Below are 21,457 nucleotides of genomic sequence, written 5' to 3'. Positions count from 1 at the left end.
GGACTTTCTTTATGCTTAAGACGTGACCCGGCTGTTTTTACACCTCTAGTCCGGCTGTCCAACGCGCACTATTGCGTATCAATTGCCTGTACGCTTCCGGTTTGAATGAGTCGTCCCGATGCCCCGGCTGCAAATAGACGACTCGCCCAAGGCCGTAAGCATGTTCCCATGCCGCGGGGTAACGCGTTCCTTGATATTCGAATTCGAGGAACACGTTTCTGGGTGTGAAAGGATCGAATTCGAACATATACGGCTCCTCGTTAACGGTAAAATCGGCAACGCCGGTCAGCAGCGGATGTCCACCCGCCGCTCCGAAATAGCTCAGCGGTTGATACGGCGGATGCCCGGTAAATTTGGCGCCGATCAGTTGCGCCAGTTCATTGCCGCGTTGAAGCGAAATGCCGTTATGGATGGCGAGCAGTCCGCCCCCTTCCGCTACGAATCGCAGCAGTCCCGCGATTTGTGCCGGTGCCAGGTCGCGTTTCCAGCAATCCGTATATGAGATAAGTGCAGCGAACTTTTTTACGTCAAGCTTCGATAAATCATCGTATTGTTCTGTGACTGTTATTTGAAACCCGCTTGATAAAATTTCCTCCAGTTGTTGCCTTGCAGGTTCCAGCGGATGCCATGGAGCGCCCTCGTTTTCGCCAATCAGCAGTACGTTCGTTTTATCGCCCATATTCCGTTTCGCTCCTTTTCCGTCCTTGTCCGTTTTCATTGCTAAGTAAATTATACTTCTTTTTATTTGCATTCTCCTATCGCTTCGGTTACATCAGTGTTGACGCAGTAAATTTCCAATGGACGCAAAATTCGTTAAAATTTTGCAAGCCTCGGAGTTGAAGTATCGTGAATGCAAGGTCCCTCCGGACTAAAGATTATGTAAGGCGATTTGGGTGGAAAAATGAACGATTACGCTGAGGCCCATGTCATACCTGCAAATGGTTATCGATTCGATCCGGTACTTGAAGAATGCCGATGTTAAGCGCGTTTACAATATATACCAATGGGTTATATAATTGTTTTTGGATAAAAGAACAATAAAGGCAGGAGGAGAAAGGCTTGAATCTTCCCCGAACCAAAGAGGTAACCCACGATCACCGTAAATTATATCCTCAAGTGTATGGAGCAAAGCAAGGGCCAGTAACGATCGAACAAATGCCTCCGCTAGTATACGTTTCGCAACAAATGAATACATCGTTTCGTATGAATTGGGCCGGACATCCGCAGCCATTGGATGAACAATGGATTGCGTGGAAAGTTGTGAACCAGTTGAAGCGAATAACAAAGAAATCTTTGGGATACAAGTTTAAGCTAATGCCGCATGAAGTCGTATGGCATGAAGAACTGGAAGCTGGCAAGTGGTCCGTTACCAAAATGATGCAAGTGCCGGATTTTATTACATTCGAAATGTTCGAGCAAGCGAGGGCTCACGTGGAAAAGAACTTGCCCGGACAGCACATCCCATCGACGAAACTGGTTCGAGCGCCATCGGGGCCGTTTGCGCATAAACTGCATGTCGGGCATTACCGTCATACGCAGCAAACGATGCAAGAAATATGTACATACGTTCATGAGAACGGGTATGTGGTAAAAGGGGATCGAAGAGAAATTTATCTCACGCCTGCCATGGATTGTCATCCGCCGGATACGTGGAAGACGATTGTGAGAGTCGAGATTGAGCAAGCCATTTGAAAAAAAAGCGACAGCGTTGGCACATTAAACATTCAGGGAAAACGAAAGAAACCTGTATTAGGGATACGCAGTTGTTTCAAAATGACGAGGGCTACCAGGCGGTAGCCCTCTGCTTCTAAGCGCGCGTGCGCAGAAGTGATGATCGCAATGGTTCGGGAGCAGGTTTGAAAATAAATGAAATGGGGTCCAATGATTGATGACACGCAAGATGTCACCAATGGATTGGTATACTGATTTCGATGGATGGAGGAGCAGAACGTTGAAGAGAAATGACCGGCTCATCGCGATTGTGATCGCCCTGCAGCAGCGGTCGGAGACGGCCCAGTCGCTGGCAGCGAAGTTTGAAGTATCCAAAAGGACGATTTTGCGGGACATGCAATCTCTTTCCGAGATGGGGATTCCGCTCTATTCCGTTACCGGCCCGGCAGGCGGCTTTCGTCTGATGGACGGCTTCCGGCTGCCTCCGCTGCAGTTGGATTCACAGGAGGCGCTCACCGTATTGTTTGCGCTGCGGGCGATGACAAAAATGGCGGATACGCCGTTCAATCAGGCGAGATGGACGGTCATGGACAAAATTACGGCCGTATTGCCCGAACAGACCTTACGGCAAATCGATCCGGTGCTCCGTCATGTCGAGGTGAATGTTCCCGAGCGTAAGATCAAGTCGCCGCTGCTGCCTGCATTGATGGAATATACTGCGAATTCCCGCTGGTTGCGAGTGCTATATCGGTCCGAAAACCATCGCCGCTCGCTGCAGCTAAAACCCGAGCGGGTCTATACGGCATACGGTTTTTGGTATTGCGAGGCCTATTCGGTTGCACACGAAGAAAAGAGAACGTTCCGTGTCGACCGGTTTGAACAAATCGAAACGATCGACAAGCCCGAATCCGAAGAGAACCGCTCAAAATCCGGAACGCATGTCTCGCCAAAAAAGGACAAGCCGCAGACCAGTACCCGAATCGTGGCCAAACTGTCATACCGGGGAGCACTTCGGGTTGAACAGGACGAGCATATCGGAGAGTTGGTCAAACAACGATCCGATGAAGAATGGGAAATCGACTTCATGTGCCCGCCGTCGGAAATCGAATGGGCTGTCCGCTTCTTCTTCATGCTTGGTCTGGACGCTTCGGTCATCTCACCTCCATCGCTGCGGTCCGCTATCCATCGGTTGGCAAGCGAGGTGTGCACCCGCTATAAAACGGAAGTGGGAGATGGCACATAAACAAAAGAAGGGAAGAAGAAACATATGGGGAATCGCGATCGCTTGGAGCGAGCAAAACCATTTATTTACGGCAATGCGCGTCTGCTTGACCGGAAACGGTTTGAATATCATTTTGAGGGAGGGTCACAAGAGGGGGTCATCGAGGCGCTGCGAGCGTACCAGAATCCGGATGGTGGTTTTGGAAACGCGCTGGAGCCGGACATCCGTTGCCCCTTCAGTCAGCCTGTGCCAACGGAGATGGCGCTTGCGATCATGGATCAAATCGATTACTTCGATCCGCGCATCCTCGAAGGAATCAACCGATTTTTGCGGGAGAATACGCTCAGGGAAGGAGGCTTGCCGCTGGCATTTCGCAGCGTGAACGACTTCCCGCATGCGCCTTGGTGGAAGACGAAAGAAGATGATCGGCCGTCGATCAATCCGACTGGAACCATCATCGGATTGCTCTACAAACAGAACGTATTGCCGGAAATTGTGCATGAACCGTATTTCATCAAAAGTGTCGAAACCATTTGGCGGCTCATGGAGCGGGAACACCCGTCCGGCTATCACGACGGCGTGCAGTGGATCACGTTTTTGCAGCATACGCCCGAGCGCGAGCGTGCTGCCTCCTATTGGTCCGTCATCGATAAATGGCTCCGCAGTTCCCGAGCAATCGAGAAAAATCCCCACGCGGAAGGGTATGTCCATAAAGTGCTGGACTGGGCCCCCGATCGGGAGAGCTACGCCCGCATGTTTGTTACGGACGAGGAACTGAACAATCATTTGCAAGCGCTGGCCGATCAGCAGCAGGAAGACGGCGGGTGGCCGATGAACTGGCTTGCCGTCAGCCCGGCGGGAGAACAGGAGTGGCGCGCTTATATAACGGTCGAAAGACTCAGGACGCTAAGATCGTACAATATTTTGTAGTATAGCACCAACATGCGAAGCAGGCCGTCGCTTTTTATGCGATGTGTCTGCTTTTTGGCGGTAAATTCGCAGGCTCCATTCCAGGCATGGTATAATATGTAAGGTTTCATTCGAATTCATGCAGAGGTGATGATCGTATTGAACTGGACAGAAACCAGCATTCGTCTTGCAGATGCGCAAGCTCAGAAATGGGACGAAAATAACGAGTTGTGGAAGCAAGGACCACGGGCGGAAATGCTCCAGTTTTTTTTCGAATTCACGGCAGCTCCAGGCTTGAAAGTGCTCGACTTGGGTTGCGGTCCCGGCGAAAGCACCAGATTGATGATGGAGTGCGGTTATAAAGCCGTCGGAGTGGATCAGTCTCCTAAGATGATAGAAGCCGCGTTAAAAAGGGAAGTTGAGGCGCACGTGAGCGACAGTGATCCGCTTCCTTTTGACGATGGGGAATTTGATGCGATATTTGCATGCACCTCCTTGGAATGGTCGGAACAGCCGCATAAGATCGTGAAAGAAATGGCTCGGGTACTAAAGCCCGGGGGATTGGCTGTCGCGGTTACGCCCGGACCATCGGCAGCACCTCGCTGGGCGGCATATCGAAGATTGTATGGGGAACCCGTCGTGCACAACTTAATGATGCCTTGGGAGCTTCATAAATTGATGGAAGAGCACGGATTTGCCTGCAAGGACATGCGTGGCGCATATAGCCGCGAGGCCAACGGTCCGGATGAACGGGCGATTGCACTGCTTCAAAACCACTGGATTCATCAAGCTTCCTTATCTTCCTTCTGGGCGTTCGGCATGATCAAGCAATAATCGGCTGTCCCGCTTACCGATAAAACAAGAAAGCCCTTTTCGCCGGGCTTTTCTATGATTTGATTTATTTCAAGTGTTTAAGAATCGAAGCCAGCTTTCTGGCGAAATTGATCGAATTTTCGACAGATTCAATATGAACATACATAAGCCGCGGCTTATCGAACAGCCAGTGGTTGTGAACGGCCGTTACTTTGAAACCTTGTCTCTGTGCGCTTCTGACAAACGACTGAACTTCTCTCTGCAGTAAAGTGATTTCAACGGTATTTAGCGAAACGCCATTGTGCCGTGACTGTATTACAATTTCATGCTCCTCTTCCCAAAATCCTTGCGTTCAATGATCTTTTGACTGTGATGGAGCATTGGTTTTTCTCATGCTCCCCTTTTCCGCCCAAAATTTTCGCCAAACGATCGCAAAGTGCTCCCGAAAGGGCCATGGTTCTCACGTCCTTCTCTATGAATAGTATAATTTAGTCAAGAGAATGCACATTGCTATAGACGAGTCTCTTCTAAACCATTCCTATTTCGACCATATAACTCTATGGACGTTTGTTAAGTTAACTCATTTTGTACCAGGAAAGATACGCGGATTACCCGTATAATAGAGATAATGGATTATTGGAAATGAATGACATACGCTAGAGGTGGGCTATGCAGATCGAATCTTACATCATCCCGTCGGAGCTGTCTTCGCTAGTCATTGCCGACTCATGGGAAAAAATCGATGCACCGTATTCCGGCGCAGCAACCTATCGGTTGGAACAAGCTACGGGAGAAGGGGCGTATCTGAAAATTTTGCCGGTTCCTCATCGGGAGCCGCTTGAGCAATATCTTAAAAAATTAAAGTGGCTCAAAGGCAAACTGAACGTTCCGGAAGTGATCTACTATGCAAAAACCGAACGGTTTGAACTGTTATTGATGTCGGAAATGATCGGAATCGATGGATCGAGCGCCTTGCATAAGGAAAATCCGGAACAAGTCGTAAGAAATCTTGCCGAAGGGTTAAAGGAAGTTCATCGCATTGGTGTGCAGGATTGTCCTTTCGACTGCACGTTGGCGAAACGATTGGAACGAATCAAACAAAAGGTAGATAGGGGTACCATTAACAAAGAAAAGTTGGAAAAAGAATTTAGCGATAACTTTGATCATTTGTATCAGGCTCTAATGACCAACACCCCCTCTTGCGAGGAGCTTGTTTTTACACACGGCGATTATTCCGCACCGAACGTAATGATTCACCAAAATGCCGTAAGCGGGTTTGTAGATTTGGCCGACGCAGGAATATCGGATAAATATAGAGACTTGTCCGCCGCGTATTACAGCATTATTCGTAATTATGGCCAACCGTGGACGAACGTTTTTTTCGATGAGTACGGGTTATCGACAGTAGACCAGGCCAAAATCGAATATTACGATTTGCTCGAAGCCTTCGATTATGACTAAGGGAGTCCGTTTTCAATGAACGGGACTCCCTTCCGATTTTATGGATCCGCCGTCAAAGCTCACGCTGCTGAGAGGCAGTCATCATTGCATTATCCAATGGAGAGTTATCGGGCAATCTGATTTTGCTCTGCTTCTTCGGCCCACTGCCTCAGTTTCCGGTCGGACGGCAGGAAGATGGTGAGCAGCCCGATCAGCGGCAAAAAGGCGCACAGCTTAATAACGTACGCGATGCTTGTCGTGTCCGCAAGCGCACCGAGTGCGGCCGCACCGAGGCCTCCCGCCCCGAAGGCGAGGCCGAAGAAAAGACCGGATACGGTTCCGATGTTGCCGGGCAGCAGCTCCTGCGCGTAGACGATGTTGACCGAGCCGCTCGACATAATCGTAAATCCGATAATGACGCAAAATACGACGCTCGTCGTGAAATTCATATACGGCAGCAAAAAAGCGAACGGCAGCGCGCCGATAATCGAGAACCAGATGACGTTTCTTCGTCCCCACATATCGGCGAGCGGACCGCCGAAGAATGTGCCGGTGGCGCCAGCCGCCAGAAATGCAAAGACGCACCACTGCGCCTCCTGAACGGATAGCTGAAATCGATCGATAATATAAAACGAGTAAAAGCTCGTCATTCCGGCCAAGTATGCCATCTTGGAGGTGAGAAGCAGCACGAGGATGGAAATCGCCGCAGCAATTTTCCTGCGGCCCGCGACCGGTACGCCTGCCGCCTGACTGCTTCGTTTTTTGACCGTACCCGAACGCAGCCTGCCGCTGTACCAGCGTGCGGTATACATCTGTATGGCGATGGCGATCGCCGCCAGTATTGTGAACCATAAAATGCCGGCTTGCCCCAGCGGCACGAAGATGAGCGCGGTCATGATCGGCGCAAGCGCCTGCCCTGCATTTCCCCCTACTTGAAATATCCCCTGGGCCAATCCCCTTCTTGCGCCCGCCGCCAAGTAGGCGACCTTTGCGGTTTCGGGATGAAATACCGACGAGCCGATGCCGACAAGCACGACCGAGCCAAGCATCGACCAGAAGCCGGTAGCGAGCGCCAGTCCGAGAACCCCGAGCAGGGTGGCGACTACGCCGAGCGGGAGCAAATAAGGCTGCGGTTTTTTGTCGCTGTACATCCCTATGGCCGGCTGCAGTATCGATGCGGTCAAATTTAGCGCAAAGGCAATCAGTCCCAATTGCGTATACGTTAGAGATAGCGAATCTTTGACGATGGGGAATATCGCGGGGACGACCGCCTGAATCGTATCATTTAACAAATGAACCATACTGACAGCGATCAAGATGGTGAACATCGTGCCGTTTTGCGCGAGTGGTGCATGGTTCGCAGCCGTATTCGTTTTCGTTTGCACCCGAAATCATCCTCCCGTTCCTTCATATGGTTTTGGAAAGTATAGCACAAAATTCCATTTCGATGGCAAACTTTTTTGGTGGAAATCGGGCAAGACATTCCACTTTACAAACGAACAAGTGTTTGGTATATTGGTAAAAATGGAAATTCGAGGTGAGTACGTAGTGGAACTTTCCGGTAAACTCATTGAAAGCTTCTTATGGAAATTCAGAGCGGAGAAGAAATGGACGCTTCAGGCCATTGAACAACTGTCCGAGGAAGACATTTTATGGAGACCTACCGCCGCCAGCAACAGCATCGCCAATTTGGTTGCTCATATTTGGGGAACGGTGCATCAACGGGTGGAAATTATATTTTTTGACGTGCCGGATACGAGGAATCGGGAGAAAGAATTCGAGAAAGGGCTTGTCATGACCAAGGAACAAGCGCTCGATCTCATCGGCAAATCGTTCGATATCATTATACACGTACTGGAACGTATGAAATCAAAGCCCGATACGCTGCTCGATCAGCCCTATGCCAGCATGGAGCCGCTTACGTACAGCGCTTTGAGCAATCAATCCACCGTTCTGGATGTTATGATGCAGATGGTGAATCACTTGCCCTTCCATACGGGGCAAATCGTATACATAGCCAAGATGAGGGTAGGGGACCTGCAATGGCACAACTAATCAGCGCTTATCTAACGATTCCTGTAAGCGATCTCAGACGGTCAGCCGATTGGTATGCGGAGCATCTCGGTTTCACAATAACGGCGGAAGATCCTTTATACCTGGAGCTGACAACCGAAACGGGAGTTCGAATTCTTTTTCAGCAAAACAACGACGGCATCCATTCGCATATGACTTACCCGAACGGGGCGCTCCAGTCGGCTTACGGTTTTATCGTGCCCGATGCCGAGTCGCTTTACCAGCAGTTTAAGGATAAAGGCGTACAAGTCGGGAAGCTGTTCCATTATCAAGGGAAATCTTTTTCGTTTTACGATCCGGATGGAAATTTTATTGAAATCTGGAGCTTAGCCACGGATCATTAAGCGGTTTCCTGTCTCTAAAAGGTATGAGTCTGTCCGAACTCGGCATGGTTGTATTTAGCATCAGGAATGAACGGAGCAAATCTGCAGTTGAGCACTTTTACAATCCGGGCTGCGGTGTGCAGCCTTTTTTGGTTTTTTTCGTTAACGGGATAAGAAACATAAAAAAAGTTATTTTCTTCTCCAACCGATGGCTGACATTTCCTACTTTACTTATAGATCGCTTCAAAAGGGGCCCCATGAATGACTCATATACTGCATTTTACCGATTTCCATATGGAGCAGTACGCTAAGAAGATATTCGGTTTTGCGATTCGGAAGACCGGTAATCATCATCATGCCGAAGATTTGTCCCAGGACATTTTGCTGGCCCTTCTAAAGTCTCTTCAGTCGGGACGCGAGATTGAAAACATGGATGCGTGGGTGCACACCATCTGCTGTTATACTTGGTCGAACTACTTGTCTAAAGAAAAGCGGTATTGGCAGACGTCCGATATTGACAGCCTTCAGATGGAGGACGCTTCAATCCGCCTGGAAGAGGCGCATGTACTGAACGAAAGCTTGGAGCGAACGAAGCGGGAGATGGCTTTCCTTAATCGGCTTCATCGGACGATCAGTGTGATGTATTATTACGAGAACAAGAACGTGAAAACCATTTCCGAACTGCTGCATATCCCGTTAGGAACGGTCAAATGGCATCTCTATGAAGCGCGCAATAAAGTGAAGGAGGCCATGAATTTGGAGCATGGAACGAGCACGTTAAGTCTGAAACCCGTCCGGTTGACGGTAGGTCATAGCGGCAGCCCCGGGCCGAAAGGGGAACCTAACAAATATTTCGAAGCGCTGCTCGCGCACAATATCGCAATCGCTGCTTACGAACAGCCTGCAACGATCGAGGAAATCGCCAGGTCTCTGGGCGTGTCCTGCGCCTATGTCGAGGATTTCATTCACAAATTCGAATACTCCGGACTGTTTCGAAAAGTCGGCAAGGACAAATATCAAACCGATTTTATCATCGGGGACATGAAAAGCAATATAGCGCAAGCGACTTATCTAAAAGCAAAAGCGGCAGAATTGGCGGATAAGATGCACGAGGCCGTCACTGCAAAGCTGAATGACTTGAAAACTATCGGGTTTCATGGCTGCAACTGCAGCGATGCATTCCTGTTATGGACGTTGATTCCTTATGCCGTTAACTATCAGTATAACCGGGTCAAGGCCAGGGAGTACTACGCCCGGTACGGGCCGGAGGAAAGAAAAGACGGAGGCAAGTATACGGTTCAAGCCAGAATCCGCTACGAAGAGCCGGAGTACAAAGCATCGATCCCCGACTACGACCGAGTCCGCCAATATGCGTCGAACGGCATCAAAAGCCGAAGCACAGGAAAGTACTTCGGCATGCAGATGGAGTCTTGCTGGTCCGGTATGAAATGGCGGGACTTCAATTCGTCCGACATCGTGGACATGCACCATGTCATTCGGTTAATCGAATCCGGTGCATCTCATACAGAATATGATAAAGAACGAATCACTCGCATGGTCAGGAAAGGCTTCGTCTCTTACAAGGATGGAAGGCTCGATTGCCTGGTCCCTTTCTTCAAGCCGGACCAATATAAGGCTTTCATTCGAATACTGGAGAGTCTACTTCAGGAAATCGATGCAAAAGCCGCATTGGAACAGGTGCATGACGATTTCGTAGCGATATGGAAATCGCTGGCGCCGGTGCATATCTCGCACAAAGATATCGTGACCAAAGCGGTGAGTGACGGTGCGACGATTGTGTTCGCCGTTATGGAACACCTGGTACATAACCAATTGCTGTCTCTGCCTTCGGAGGAAGAAAAGGAAAGGCTGACCACCATCATGTGGATGAGCGGTGAAGATTAAAGAGAGGGTTATAAGTAGAGGAGCACGCTTTTGCGGGCTCCTCTATATTTTTGGGGCAAAGTCCAATCAAGGTAAGACGTAACGCCGACAGGTTCGTTCGGTCTGCTGAAACCCGATTAATAAGAAAAAAATCCGCTGATGGCCACGACGGCAGGCCGCGGTAGCTTGCTGCCGGATCCGGCGGGCCATGTGCTGGCCGGATGGGAAGTTTCGCTTGCATTTGCTCCCGGATACTGCACGGCCAAAAACATCGTCCGCTCATCCGGAGTGAAGCATGGACCGGTTAATGCGGCCTCGGAAGGAGCCGAAGCGAATTGCATGATGTTTCGGTCCGTGGATAACGGAGAGACGACGGCAAATAGGCCATTGTTTTTGAACTCGGCATAAGCCCCTTGATTCAATTGACTGGAACCCATATCGGTTGAGATCCACAGGTTGCCGAAATGATCGGCAATCAGGCTGCTTGGCGAGCTGAATCCGCTCTGCAGCCCCCCCGTTGCAACGGTCTCGAAGCTGAACTCCAGCGCACCGTAGTCGCCGTTCTTCTCCATCAACCGGCTGATCTGGCCGTGCAGGTTGCCGTGAGCCGTATTGTTCGTGTGGGTCACGAACAGCAATCCCTCCTGCGGACTGGTTTGCACGGTTTTCGGCCGATCGGTCGGCGTCGCGCCGAGAATAAGCGCCGCTTCGCTAGTGTACACGTACACGTCGGCCTCTTCCCGGAACAGCCCAAGCAATTCTTCACGTGTATATTCGAGTGCTGAAGGCAGACTGAAGCGCAGATCGTTCAACGCATCGCGCACCGCCTGGACGGTTATTTCAATCCAGCGGCCCCGAATTAGATCCGCTGCATACAGGATGCCGTCGGTCAGCAGGTTGGAGTTGGCTTTTCCTTTCCTAGGATCGAACGAACCTTTGCTTATATATTTATAAATGCATGCATAGGCCGCGCTATCCCCCATGTAGACAACGACGCGGTTATCCTTGGCAAGGCTCATGTCGATCGTTCCATGCTGGAAACGTCCTAGCGCCGTATGTTTGCGCAGTTGGAAACCGGCGTCTGCCGGGTCGGCTTCAATGATCCAGCCGTAGTGGGTTTGCGGCAGCCCGGCTTCTCTGGCCGTATCAACGGCGTGATTTTCCGCGGATAGCTGCGTACCCCAGAGCGTTTTTCCTCCGAATCCGTTGCCGAATGTGCCCTGTATCCGGCTTGCGCCGTGAACCGCCTTGGCGCCGCGCGCCGGACCAACAAGTTCGAAGGCGTTAAGTCCGGTTATCCGGCGGGCGTAAGGCGATGCCGCGTCCATTTTCCAGCCGCCCGCAGCGTCTCTGGAAACGCCCAGCACGGATCCCCCTTGAGCGTAAAGTAGCTTTTCGATTTGCGCAGAGCTGTAGTGGCCGTTTTGTTTGGCTCCGAGCACCCAGAAAGCGTCGGCCGACTCATGGTTTACCCAGAGCAAGCCGTTTGCGGATGAGCCTTCGGCCGGGTGGTAACTTATACCGCTATTATTGAAACCGAAGGTGTCGCCTTTGGCATTGATTGGGTCTCCGTAAGCTGCGAGCATATCGTATGTAAAACCTGGAGGGAGCAGGAGCTCGTCCTGGTTGGATGGCCCGATGAGACCTTTGGAGGCTGCAATGGCATCCGATGGATAAGTAAAAATTGCTTCCGCTCTTTCCTCGGCGGAAGCCTTGCTTCCGAATATGCTTAAACCCGATGAAGCCGCGAGAAGGGCAGCGGTCCCCGAACCGACATATGCCAAAAACGAGCGGCGTGACATTTGTTTTTTATCGTTCATCGTATGCCTCCTGAAACGGGATTAAAGTCCTATGTATTTCCGAAATATATTATCGCAACTAGTAGTTTATTCACTATGATGTATTTACTGTACAGGAATATAATAGAAAAGTATATGTGCATATAGTTACAATCAATCTGGGTCTTGGGGTGGGGTAAGTGCTGGATTGGACGGCCGAAGTTCCTGCCGACGAATCGTTTTTGTACGAATTGTACGCCGATGTCCGCAAGATAGAAGTTCAAAGCTTCGGCTGGGATGAAGAGCAGGTCCGGGCTTTTCTTGTCATGCAGTTTGAGATGCAAAACCGTTCCTACCGGATGCAGTATCCGGGAGCCGAACACCGGACGATCTGGAGTGCGGGCCAGCGAATCGGCAGGATGGTCACCGCACAGCTGCCGCAAGCAATCGCGCTGGTCGATATTTCGCTTCTCTCCGCATTTCGGAACCGCGGGATCGGTACGGAACTGCTAAGGTCGCTGCAGCAAGCAGCGTCGGATTGCGGAAAGCCGATTCAACTGAAGGTGGTACATAGGAATCCGGCCAAACATTTATATGAACGGCTGGGGTTCCGAACTACGCAATCCACCGATATGTACGATGCTATGCAGTGGCATCCCACCATACATTAATCTTCGGGGAGGCACAAACCTTTAATGAGTTCTTATTCTTTTTCCGCATTTCGCGAGGCGGTGGGCACGCCGTTTCGAATCCCGCTTAGCCAGCAGGAAGTTATGCTGCAACTGGTCGACGTATCGGAACAAGCGTCCTCGCCGAATATGGTGCAATTTTCACTGCTGCTTCGAGGGCCGCTTGAATTTTTCCTTCCGCAGCAGACGTATCGGATGGTGCATGAGCAGCTCGGGGAGCTTGAATTGTTCATGGTGCCGGTCGGCCGGGAGGCGGACGGCTTTCGGTACGAGATCGTATTCAATCTTTTCACAGCCAATCGATAAACGACGAGGGGAGGGACCGGAATGGCGCAGCCTTATATTGGTGAAATCCGTATCTTCGCCGGGAACTTTGCCCCGGCCGGCTGGGCGTTTTGCGACGGCAGCATGCTAAGCATCTCACAAAACGATACATTGTTTAATTTGATCGGCATCACGTACGGCGGCGACGGCCAGCAAACGTTCGCGCTGCCGGATTTGCGCGGCCGCATCCCGATTCACATGGGACAAGGTCCTGGGTTAAGCCCGTATGCCCTGGGTCAAACCGGAGGGAGCGAGGCGGTAACGTTGACGACGAATCAAATCCCCGCTCACAATCATCAGATGCTTGGACAAACAAAACGCGGCAACACGAATAGCCCGCAGAACGCGGTTTGGGCCAAATCGACGCTTCGCCAGTTCAACGATTCCTCCGGGCAGACGCAATCCATGCACCCGAACATTGTCTCCCCTAGCGGAGGAAGTCAACCGCACGATAACATGATGCCCTACCTGACGATTAATTTCATCATAAGTCTCTTCGGAATATACCCTTCCCAAACGTAAGGTTGCCTTACAACGAGTCGCATCGGAATAGGAGGTACATAGGCGATGGCCGAACCTTTTTTGGCTGAAATACGGATGTTTTCTTTTTCTTTCCCCCCGAAAGGCTGGGCGCATTGTAACGGCCAGCTGATGCCGATCAATCAAAATCAGGCGCTTTTTTCCTTGCTGGGCACGACTTACGGCGGCGATGGGCAGGTGAACTTCGCCCTCCCCGATTTGCGCGGAAGGGTGCCCGTCCATTTTGGACAGGGCATCGTATTGGGACAGAGGGCAGGCGAGGAAGCGCATACTCTGATTCATAGTGAGATGCCTGCTCATACGCACGCGGTGAAGGCCAGTAGAGGGATTGCGTCTTCCAAGTCGGTGTCGGGCCAAACTTGGGCGACGACCGCTGCCAGTTCTTACAATACCCAAAGTGCGCTGTCGCCGGGGGACGGCGCGCTGCAAGTGAATGCCGTTACCAATACGGGAGCCAGCCAGCCCCATGAGAATCGGCAGCCATATTTAACGATCAATTTTTGCATTGCTCTTATTGGAATTTTCCCATCTCAAAATTAGCCCGGGAGGTATGAAATGGCAGATCCTTTTGTAGGGGAAATACGAATCTTTGCGGGGAACTTTGCGCCAAAGGGATGGGCTTTTTGCAACGGGCAGCTCCTTCCTCTGTCACAAAATACGGCGCTATTTTCCCTTTTGGGAACGAACTATGGAGGCAACGGGGTATCAAACTTCGCTCTGCCCGATTTACAAGGCAGTGTCCCTCTAGGCCAAGGGCAGGGGCCGGGGTTATCTCAATATGTACTTGGACAATCGTCAGGGACCCCCACGGTCACTTTGCTGCAAAGCGAGATTCCCGGGCATACCCATCAGGTAAACGGTGCAATTGCGGTCGGCAATCAGGAATCGCCCGGGAACGCAGGGAATACGTTATGGGCGGATACACCGGGGATGGGAACAGGGAATGCTTACGATACTCCGGGCCCGTCGGATTGGGTATCGATGCATCCGAACGCGATGATTCCCGCCGGGGGCAGTCAGCCGCACAATAACATGCAGCCGTATCTCGGGCTTAACTTCATCATCGCCCTGCAAGGGGTATTCCCTCCCAGGTCGTGAATAAGGTACGGGGAGAAAGGTGGGATTGGATTGGTAGAAGCTAAGCGTGATGAGGGAAGGCTGCCGAAAAACAGATACCCGCCGTTGCGAATGTACGGAAAGGCCGGAGGATTGCTGACGGCGCTGCTGTTTGCAGCGATCTGGATCGGAGGCGAAGCCTCGGCTGCTTCTTATACGGTAGATAACACGGGAGATGCCGCAGGGAACTGCTCCCAGCAAGGACAGTGCACGCTGCGAACCGCAATACAGCTAAGCAACGCCGCCGGAGGCACGAATACGGTTCGAATCAAGCCGGGGACGTATAAGCTGACATCGGGGCAACTTCTCATTTCAAGCCATGTTACGCTAACCGGCGCAGATGGAGTCGCCTCGGGGGACGCTTCGACAACGATCGTCGAAGGGGATGGCAGTCACAGGCTGTTTGAAATACAGCCGGGCGTGAACGTTGCGTTCGAGGCGCTGACGCTGCAAGGCGGCAAGGCTGCGCCTGATTCTTCCGGTTACGGGGGCGGAGGAGTAGCCGCGAAGCTGGGAGTGGGCAATACGCTGGCATTCACCAATGCCGTGATTCGGAACAACATCACGACGACTTCCGCGAATCCGGGATATGGCGGGGGATTATTCGTATCCGGGCCAGCGACGTCGAAGCTGGTATTGGCCAATGCGACTTTTAATGCAAACACCGCCGTGGAACGTGGTGGCGGCGTATATGCGGAAGGCGATTTGGATATTCAGGCCGATCAAGCGAAGTTTATTTCCAATACGGCTTCCAAGCAGTTGGGAGGCGGGATGGCGATATTGTCTGCAACGCCCTCAGCAGGTACGATAATGATCCGGGACAGCCTGTTCGACTCCAACGCGGCTCAAGGCGTGTCCGACGACGGCATTGGAGGCGGCTTGTACTTGAACGCCCCGGCTAACATTTTGGGAACGACATTCAAGGGCAATACCGCAAACAGCGATGGCGGAGGCTTATTTCTCAGTTTTTTTCAAAAAACGACGGAATTAACGAATGTTACGTTCCAGACCAATACATCGCAAAACGGAGCGGGCGGCGGATTATTCATACAGAATGGCAATCCGGCATTGACCAACACGACGTTTTCCGGTAATAGGGGCGCATCGTCTCCTGAGTTTGGAACCGTAGCTTTTCCGGTTGAACCCTTTAGTCCGGTTGCTCCGATGAAGACTTCGGATAACGTGGAATACAAGGGCGGCGTGTGGACGGCAAAGGACGTTACCGTTGCAGGCGTAGACGTTTCCACGGACGACGGGGCAACCTGGAATCCGGGACCGGTCAGTTATACGGCTGAGGGAACACACAAGATCATGTTCAAACAGGCGGACAATGCTGGCAATGCGGTGCTGCAAACGAAAAACGTACAGCTGGATAAAACGAAACCGACGCTAAGTGCGGACATCACTTCGGACAATGCAAGCTACGTGGAAGGAACATGGGCGACGAAAGACGTTAAAATAACAATCTCGGCAACGGATAATCTCAGCGGTGTGAAGTCGACGAAATATTCGTTAAACGGCGGGACCACATGGAATGATTATTCGGTTCCCGTTACTCTTGCCGCCGACGGTACATATACCATGCAAGTTCAGGTTGTCGACCAAGCGGGAAACATCGAGGAGAAGTCATACACGGTAAAGCTGGATAAAACCGCCCCCACCTTGACGGCCGATTGGAAGACCGAGGACAACCAGACTTACACGCCAGGTACTTGGACGAAACAACCGGTAACGTTAACGGTAACTTCTTCCGACGGTGGCAGCGGGTTGGCTCTTACGCAATACTCCCTGGATGGCGGGACGGCATGGACGGATTATACGGTGCCGGTGACCGTTACTGAAGGAGTGTACGACGTTCGAGTCAAAGCGTCCGATCAGGCGGGGAATACGGTTTCCAGGAACGGAGCGGTCAAAATCGACCAAACCGCCCCAAAAGTTGCAGCTGTTCTGAAAAAGGAGGACGGTTCGAGTTACAGTAGCAGCGAGTGGAGCAATAAAGCCGTTACACTCGATGCGTCGTTCGAGGATAGCGATGGCAGTGGCCTGAATCAGAAGCTATATTCGTTGAACGGAGGAACGACGTGGTTGAATTTCTCCGCCCCGTTGAACTTCGCGGATGACGGCATACACGAAGTTTGGTTAAAAGGTGTAGACAACGTAGGTTTCGAAGATGCACATCTCTTCACGATTAAAGTCGATTCCTCCGCACCGTTACTCGGCGCAACGGTAGAAACGGCGAGTGGAGCGAATTACCCGGGTGGGACCTGGTCAACGGAATATGTGACGCTTACGCTGAATCCGAGCGATTCGGGAGACAGCCAGCTAGCTGTTACGCAGTACTCGCTCGATAACGAAGCGACGTGGACGGATTATACGGTTCCGGTGACTGTCACCGACGGGGTATACGCGGTTCGCGCGCGAACGAGCGATCATGCCGGAAACAGCGTCGCTGACGGCTGGTCCATCATGGTGGACACCATTGGTCCAAGTCTCTCTATCGAGATGAAGATGGAGGACGGAACACCCTACATCGATAATACTTGGGCAAGCGAGCCTGTTGCCTTTAAGCTTGAAGCTGCGGATATTGGCGGAAGCGGCTTAACGGTGAAACAGTATTCGCTCAACGGCGGAACCACATGGACGGATTATATGTCTCCTGTTACCGTAACGGACGGGGTGTATCATGTATCCGGCAGGGCGGTTGACATTGCGGGAAATGTGACCGAACGGAATGTATGGATTAATATTGATCAGACTCAACCGGATTTGACCGTCGCGATGACTGCGGACGGAGTGCCATACGTGAGCGGAACTTGGACGACGAAAAACGTTAAAGTTGAAGCGACAACAGATTCCGCCGGCGTAAGCGTTCGTTCTACGAAGTATTCGCTTGATGGCGGACGCTCTTGGGATGATTACACGGCACCCATCGTTATAGCTGAAGAAGGTCAAAATGTGATTCAGTTTGAAACCATGAATCAAGCGGGCAAAAAGACGCTGAAGCAAGTAACCGTGAACATAAGCCGTACGGCACCGGCGATTGTCGCCACTCAGTTGCCGAGCAGAGTAACCAAAGCAGATGTGACCGTTACGGTTACCGCATCCGCCTATGGCAAGGACGTCGGCAATACGGTTCCGGTCTTACGTTATGCACAGGGAACACAATCGGCCGAATATTTCGACGGCGGCGAGGGCATAGAGTTGCCTGCCGGGAACCAACAATTTACGGTCACGAAAAATGACGTGTATTCGTTATATGCGAAAGACGCAGCAGGCAATGAAACGGTGCAAGAGGTTGCCGTATCGCAAATCATTCGCGATCTGCCTTCACTTCAACTAGTGGCTTCGCCATCGGCCCCGACCAACGGTTCAGTAACGGTATCCGTTACGGCGATGGTATATGGAGCCGATAAAGGCAATGCGCTGACGCAGCTTAAGTGGGCGGAAGGCAGCCGGGATGTAATTTATTTTGCGGGAAGCGGAATCGGCTTGAACAGTACCGGGGGGATTGGTTCGTTTACGGCCATGAACAATGGCGCGTATACGGTATATGCGAAAGATGCGGCAGGTAATGAAGCGTTGCAAGAGATTAGCGTATCGCAAATCATTCGCGATCTGCCCGAGCTTCAACTAGTGGCTTCGCCATCGGGCCCGACCAACGGACCAGTAACGGTATCCGTTACCGCCACGGTATATGGAGCCGATAAAGGCAACGCACTGACACATCTCAAATGGGCGGAAGGCAGCTGGGATACAAGTTATTTTGCAGGAAGCGGAATCGGCTTGAACAGCACCGGAGGGATCGCTTCGTTTACGGCCACAAACAATGGCGCATATACGGTATATGCGAAAGATGCGGTAGGCAATGAAGCGGTGCAGACGATTAACATTGTCAATATTAATCCTACGGCGCCTTCCATAGAACTTGCAGCCGTACCGGTTGGACCGGCGAACGAGCAGGCGAAGATCACCGTGACCGTCTCCACATACGGAATTGGCAATACCGTATCGTTGATCAAATGGGCACCGGGAACAAGAGATGCCGGTTATTTTGATAGTGCGGGCAACAAACTGGCGGCGGGGGTGCATGAGTTCACCGTGAGTGAAAACGGCATTTACACCGTCTATGTTAAGGACGCACTGGGTATTGCGGCCGTTCGTACTATCACGGTAACTACGATCATCCGCTCAGGGACAGGCAATCAGCCGCCGATTGCGGGCGAGGTGCAATTATACGTCGAGGCTGATTCCGTGGGTTACGGCATACTCGCTGGATCTGATCCGGAAGGAGATAGAGTCACGTTCAAGGTCAAGGAGCAAGGTACGCGTGGCACATTGGATATCATGGATGAGCAAACGGGTCAATTTAAGTATACCCCGCTGCCAAGTACGGTAGGGGCGGATACGGTCACTTATGCCGTGTATGACAACCGGTCGGCGGTTGCTTACGGAAAGGTCCATGTGACGATTGCACCGAAGGGCACACCGGGACCTTCAAACCGGGCGGATCTCGTATCGCTTTACGTATCGGCGGGTTCGCTGATTCCTGCCTTTAACTCGGGCGTGTACAACTATAACGTGTCCGTCCCTAACGAGGTGAATGCCACTACGGTAACGGCGGTGGCATACGACTCGCGTGCGGTGTTGACAGTCAACGGGATGAAGGCGGCAAGCGGAAGCGCGAGCCCGCTTCTGACGCTTCAGCCGGGAGTAAATTCGATTGCTATTGTTGTGACCGCGGCAGACGGTAAAACGGTTCAAGCGTATACAGTGACCATATATCGCGAACTACTGCCGGAAAGCCCGACCGATTCCGACTCCTCCAGTCCGCCTGCTTCAGACGGAGGGACGTCCCCGGTCGCACCGCCGGCAGGCGGCAGCTCGACCGGTAAGTCGGTGGATGATTTGGGAACGGTCGTAACCGAGCTGGTAGACGGGAAAACGGTCATTACCGTGACGCTCGATACGGAGCGAATCGAAGAAAAACTAAAGCAATCGACGGAGGAGCCTCCGGTTGTGACGGTACGTGTGGAAGGCAGCGCGGATCGGATCGAAGCGGTGCTGAACGGCGGCATTCTGGATATGCTTGCGGATCGGCAAGCGGTATTGCAGGTGCAGTCCGGCCTTGGTAATTATTATTTACCGCTGGCGGGTATCCGAATGGAGACGCTGGTGGCGCAATTTGGCAGCCAGGCGAACTTGTCGGATATCGTTCTACGAATCGTTATCGCCGAAGCGCCTGCGGAGCTGGTGGAACGAATACAAAACAGGGCGCGTGAAGGACAGTATACCGTCGTGATGCCGCCGATCGATTTTACGGTAGAAGCGGTATATCATGGCAGAACGATAGAAATTCATCAATTTCAGCGCATGGTCAGCAGGGAAATTCCGATTCCGCCCGAGGTGGATGCAAGCCGGATCACAACGGCTGTTGTGGCCATGGCGGACGGAACGGTGCATCATGTGCCCACGAACGTCATTACGCGCAACGATATGGGGTACTTGCGCATCAACAGCTTGACGAACAGCACGTATGCGGCGATTTCCAATATGAAGACATTCGCAGACCTAGCCGGACATTGGGCACAGCGCGAAGTAAACGACATGGCATCCCGCATGATTGTTAACGGATTGAGCGACAAGCGGTTCGATCCCGATGCTCCGGTTACGCGGGCGCAATTTACGGCCATGATCATCCGTGCACTAGGGTTATCGGAATATGCCAAGACGGAATCGCGTTATAAGGATGTTTTGCCGACGGACTGGTTTGAAGGGGCGGTAGCTCAAGCGAAAGCTTACGGTTTGATCGACGGTTACGAGGACGGAACGTTCCGGCCGGACAAATCGATCACCAGAGAAGAAGCGCTCGTCATGATCGCTAGAGCGATGAAGCTCGCAGGCAAGCCGGTCGAACTGACGACAGCTGATCCACAGTCCATCCTATCCGGCTTTAACGATAGCGGCGAGATTAACGAATGGGCGCTTCGGGAAGCGGCGGAAGCCGTGCAAAGCGGCCTAGTGCAAGGAAGCCAGGAAGGTCTCCTGCCAAAAAGCAACATGACTCGGGCGGAAACGGCGGTCATCCTGCACCGTCTGCTCATTCAATCCAATCTGATCAGCCCGTAAATTTGGGAGAGGTGCAATTCTCTCCGGCAAGTCAACGAAAAACGCTTCTTCAGTGCCAAAAACACGGTGCTTGAAGAAGCGTTTTTTTGCGTTTGACACTGGCTACTGGTGAGTTGCTGTAAGCAGATTCTCTGTTCTTTACAAGGAAACATACGTTCGATAAAATGAGAGACAACGGCATAATTTTTGAATAAAGGTAAAGGAGCCTCTTAAATATATGATTACGAACTATAACAAACTGATTAGAGACCGCATACCGGAGATCATCGAAGCGAAAGGGAAGCGGGCCGTCGTGCGCACGCTCAACGAACGGGAATATATCGAAATGCTCGATAAAAAGCTTCAGGAAGAGCTGGATGAATATACCTCGGCGGAGGCGGTGGACCAGGTAGAAGAGCTGGCCGATTTGGTTGAACTCGTCTATGCGGTACTGCACAGTAGAGGCGTATCGGTCGAGGAGTTTGAAAAAATCAGGCTGAAGAAAAAAGCAGAACGAGGCGGATTCGAGCAGAAGTTGTATTTAATACATGTGGAGGAAACGTAAGCCTA

Annotated in this window: 19 protein-coding genes; 15 read left to right on the top strand and 4 right to left on the bottom strand. The window is 51.7% G+C overall.

The window, feature by feature from the left end:
• Window positions 1-37: 37 nt before the first annotated feature.
• Complete coding sequence (locus tag ACFQI7_RS18560; protein ID WP_218098311.1) at window positions 38-679, bottom strand: ThuA domain-containing protein; 642 nt, start codon at window positions 677-679, stop codon at window positions 38-40.
• Between the two features lie 380 nt (window positions 680-1,059).
• Here ACFQI7_RS18560 and ACFQI7_RS18555 point away from each other — a divergent pair, with 380 nt between their 5' ends.
• The 4 genes from ACFQI7_RS18555 to ACFQI7_RS18540 all read left to right on the top strand — a co-directional run bounded on the left by ACFQI7_RS18555 (window position 1,060) and on the right by ACFQI7_RS18540 (window position 4,636).
• A complete protein-coding gene (locus ACFQI7_RS18555) occupies window positions 1,060-1,692 on the top strand; it encodes a GyrI-like domain-containing protein (RefSeq protein WP_218098310.1) in 633 nt (210 codons plus the stop codon).
• A gap of 259 nt (window positions 1,693-1,951) precedes the next feature.
• The gene (locus ACFQI7_RS18550; protein ID WP_218098309.1) at window positions 1,952-2,914 is read left to right on the top strand and encodes a helix-turn-helix transcriptional regulator; all 963 of its coding nucleotides are present in this window, start codon (window positions 1,952-1,954) and stop codon (window positions 2,912-2,914) included.
• A 24-nt stretch (window positions 2,915-2,938) separates the two neighbouring features.
• Entirely contained in the window at window positions 2,939-3,823 is an 885-nt protein-coding gene (locus ACFQI7_RS18545; protein WP_218098308.1) for a hypothetical protein, read from the top strand.
• Window positions 3,824-3,961: 138 nt separating this feature from the next.
• Entirely contained in the window at window positions 3,962-4,636 is a 675-nt protein-coding gene (locus ACFQI7_RS18540) for a class I SAM-dependent methyltransferase (protein WP_218098307.1), read from the top strand.
• Between the two features lie 64 nt (window positions 4,637-4,700).
• Here ACFQI7_RS18540 and ACFQI7_RS18535 read toward each other — a convergent pair whose 3' ends face one another.
• Complete coding sequence (locus ACFQI7_RS18535; protein WP_230414825.1) at window positions 4,701-4,880, bottom strand: DUF1259 domain-containing protein; 180 nt, start codon at window positions 4,878-4,880, stop codon at window positions 4,701-4,703.
• Window positions 4,881-5,284: 404 nt separating this feature from the next.
• Here ACFQI7_RS18535 and ACFQI7_RS18530 point away from each other — a divergent pair, with 404 nt between their 5' ends.
• A complete protein-coding gene (locus ACFQI7_RS18530) occupies window positions 5,285-6,076 on the top strand; it encodes an APH(3') family aminoglycoside O-phosphotransferase (RefSeq protein ID WP_218098306.1) in 792 nt (263 codons plus the stop codon).
• A 104-nt stretch (window positions 6,077-6,180) separates the two neighbouring features.
• Here ACFQI7_RS18530 and ACFQI7_RS18525 read toward each other — a convergent pair whose 3' ends face one another.
• Entirely contained in the window at window positions 6,181-7,440 is a 1,260-nt protein-coding gene (locus ACFQI7_RS18525) for an MFS transporter (RefSeq protein ID WP_230414809.1), read from the bottom strand.
• A 163-nt stretch (window positions 7,441-7,603) separates the two neighbouring features.
• On the opposite strand from ACFQI7_RS18525, the gene ACFQI7_RS18520 reads away from it, so the two are divergent.
• The 3 genes from ACFQI7_RS18520 (at window position 7,604) to ACFQI7_RS18510 (ending at window position 10,356) form a co-directional block, all read left to right on the top strand.
• Entirely contained in the window at window positions 7,604-8,110 is a 507-nt protein-coding gene (locus ACFQI7_RS18520) for a DinB family protein (protein WP_218098305.1), read from the top strand.
• Window positions 8,098-8,472: a VOC family protein gene (locus ACFQI7_RS18515; protein ID WP_218098304.1), complete on the top strand. Its 375-nt coding sequence runs from the start codon at window positions 8,098-8,100 to the stop codon at window positions 8,470-8,472. Before ACFQI7_RS18520 ends, ACFQI7_RS18515 begins: the two co-directional genes overlap by 13 nt.
• A gap of 240 nt (window positions 8,473-8,712) precedes the next feature.
• Window positions 8,713-10,356: an RNA polymerase sigma factor gene (locus tag ACFQI7_RS18510; protein WP_218098303.1), complete on the top strand. Its 1,644-nt coding sequence runs from the start codon at window positions 8,713-8,715 to the stop codon at window positions 10,354-10,356.
• 116 nt (window positions 10,357-10,472) lie between these two features.
• Here the strand turns inward: ACFQI7_RS18510 and ACFQI7_RS18505 are convergent, their stop codons facing one another.
• Window positions 10,473-12,155, bottom strand: a complete 1,683-nt coding sequence (locus ACFQI7_RS18505) for a PhoX family protein (protein ID WP_218098302.1) — start codon at window positions 12,153-12,155, stop codon at window positions 10,473-10,475.
• A 158-nt stretch (window positions 12,156-12,313) separates the two neighbouring features.
• Between ACFQI7_RS18505 and ACFQI7_RS18500 the strand changes: the two genes are divergently transcribed.
• The 7 genes from ACFQI7_RS18500 to ACFQI7_RS18470 all read left to right on the top strand — a co-directional run bounded on the left by ACFQI7_RS18500 (window position 12,314) and on the right by ACFQI7_RS18470 (window position 21,452).
• Window positions 12,314-12,784 (top strand): GNAT family N-acetyltransferase, encoded by a 471-nt coding sequence (locus ACFQI7_RS18500; RefSeq protein ID WP_218098301.1) that lies wholly within the window; start codon window positions 12,314-12,316, stop codon window positions 12,782-12,784.
• Between the two features lie 24 nt (window positions 12,785-12,808).
• On the top strand, window positions 12,809-13,108 hold the full coding sequence (locus tag ACFQI7_RS18495; protein WP_218098300.1) for a DUF6916 family protein: 300 nt from the start codon (window positions 12,809-12,811) through the stop codon (window positions 13,106-13,108).
• A gap of 21 nt (window positions 13,109-13,129) precedes the next feature.
• Window positions 13,130-13,648: a phage tail protein gene (locus tag ACFQI7_RS18490; RefSeq protein WP_218098299.1), complete on the top strand. Its 519-nt coding sequence runs from the start codon at window positions 13,130-13,132 to the stop codon at window positions 13,646-13,648.
• A 45-nt stretch (window positions 13,649-13,693) separates the two neighbouring features.
• A complete protein-coding gene (locus tag ACFQI7_RS18485; RefSeq protein WP_218098298.1) occupies window positions 13,694-14,206 on the top strand; it encodes a phage tail protein in 513 nt (170 codons plus the stop codon).
• Window positions 14,207-14,221: 15 nt separating this feature from the next.
• Window positions 14,222-14,764, top strand: a complete 543-nt coding sequence (locus ACFQI7_RS18480; RefSeq protein WP_218098297.1) for a phage tail protein — start codon at window positions 14,222-14,224, stop codon at window positions 14,762-14,764.
• Window positions 14,765-14,794: 30 nt separating this feature from the next.
• A complete protein-coding gene (locus ACFQI7_RS18475; RefSeq protein ID WP_218098296.1) occupies window positions 14,795-20,908 on the top strand; it encodes an OmpL47-type beta-barrel domain-containing protein in 6,114 nt (2,037 codons plus the stop codon).
• 217 nt (window positions 20,909-21,125) lie between these two features.
• The gene (locus ACFQI7_RS18470; protein ID WP_377517309.1) at window positions 21,126-21,452 is read left to right on the top strand and encodes a nucleoside triphosphate pyrophosphohydrolase; all 327 of its coding nucleotides are present in this window, start codon (window positions 21,126-21,128) and stop codon (window positions 21,450-21,452) included.
• Window positions 21,453-21,457 lie beyond the last annotated feature (5 nt).

The organism is Paenibacillus allorhizosphaerae, from assembly GCF_042659105.1.
Classification (GTDB): Bacteria; Bacillota; Bacilli; order Paenibacillales; family NBRC-103111; genus Paenibacillus_G; species Paenibacillus_G allorhizosphaerae.
Note: the sequence above shows the minus strand (reverse complement) of the source record. Positions and strands in the feature narration are given on the sequence as shown.

What these genes read in the sequence shown, in the direction of transcription:
- ACFQI7_RS18560 (WP_218098311.1), bottom strand. Translation starts at nt 679, where the DNA reads ATGGGCGATAAAACGAACGTACTGCTGATTGGCGAAAACGAGGGCGCT.
- ACFQI7_RS18545 (WP_218098308.1), top strand. Translation starts at nt 2,939, where the DNA reads ATGGGGAATCGCGATCGCTTGGAGCGAGCAAAACCATTTATTTACGGC.
- ACFQI7_RS18530 (WP_218098306.1), top strand. Translation starts at nt 5,285, where the DNA reads ATGCAGATCGAATCTTACATCATCCCGTCGGAGCTGTCTTCGCTAGTC.
- ACFQI7_RS18515 (WP_218098304.1), top strand. Translation starts at nt 8,098, where the DNA reads ATGGCACAACTAATCAGCGCTTATCTAACGATTCCTGTAAGCGATCTC.
- ACFQI7_RS18510 (WP_218098303.1), top strand. Translation starts at nt 8,713, where the DNA reads ATGACTCATATACTGCATTTTACCGATTTCCATATGGAGCAGTACGCT.
- ACFQI7_RS18505 (WP_218098302.1), bottom strand. Translation starts at nt 12,155, where the DNA reads ATGAACGATAAAAAACAAATGTCACGCCGCTCGTTTTTGGCATATGTC.
- ACFQI7_RS18495 (WP_218098300.1), top strand. Translation starts at nt 12,809, where the DNA reads ATGAGTTCTTATTCTTTTTCCGCATTTCGCGAGGCGGTGGGCACGCCG.
- ACFQI7_RS18490 (WP_218098299.1), top strand. Translation starts at nt 13,130, where the DNA reads ATGGCGCAGCCTTATATTGGTGAAATCCGTATCTTCGCCGGGAACTTT.
- ACFQI7_RS18485 (WP_218098298.1), top strand. Translation starts at nt 13,694, where the DNA reads ATGGCCGAACCTTTTTTGGCTGAAATACGGATGTTTTCTTTTTCTTTC.
- ACFQI7_RS18480 (WP_218098297.1), top strand. Translation starts at nt 14,222, where the DNA reads ATGGCAGATCCTTTTGTAGGGGAAATACGAATCTTTGCGGGGAACTTT.
- ACFQI7_RS18470 (WP_377517309.1), top strand. Translation starts at nt 21,126, where the DNA reads ATGATTACGAACTATAACAAACTGATTAGAGACCGCATACCGGAGATC.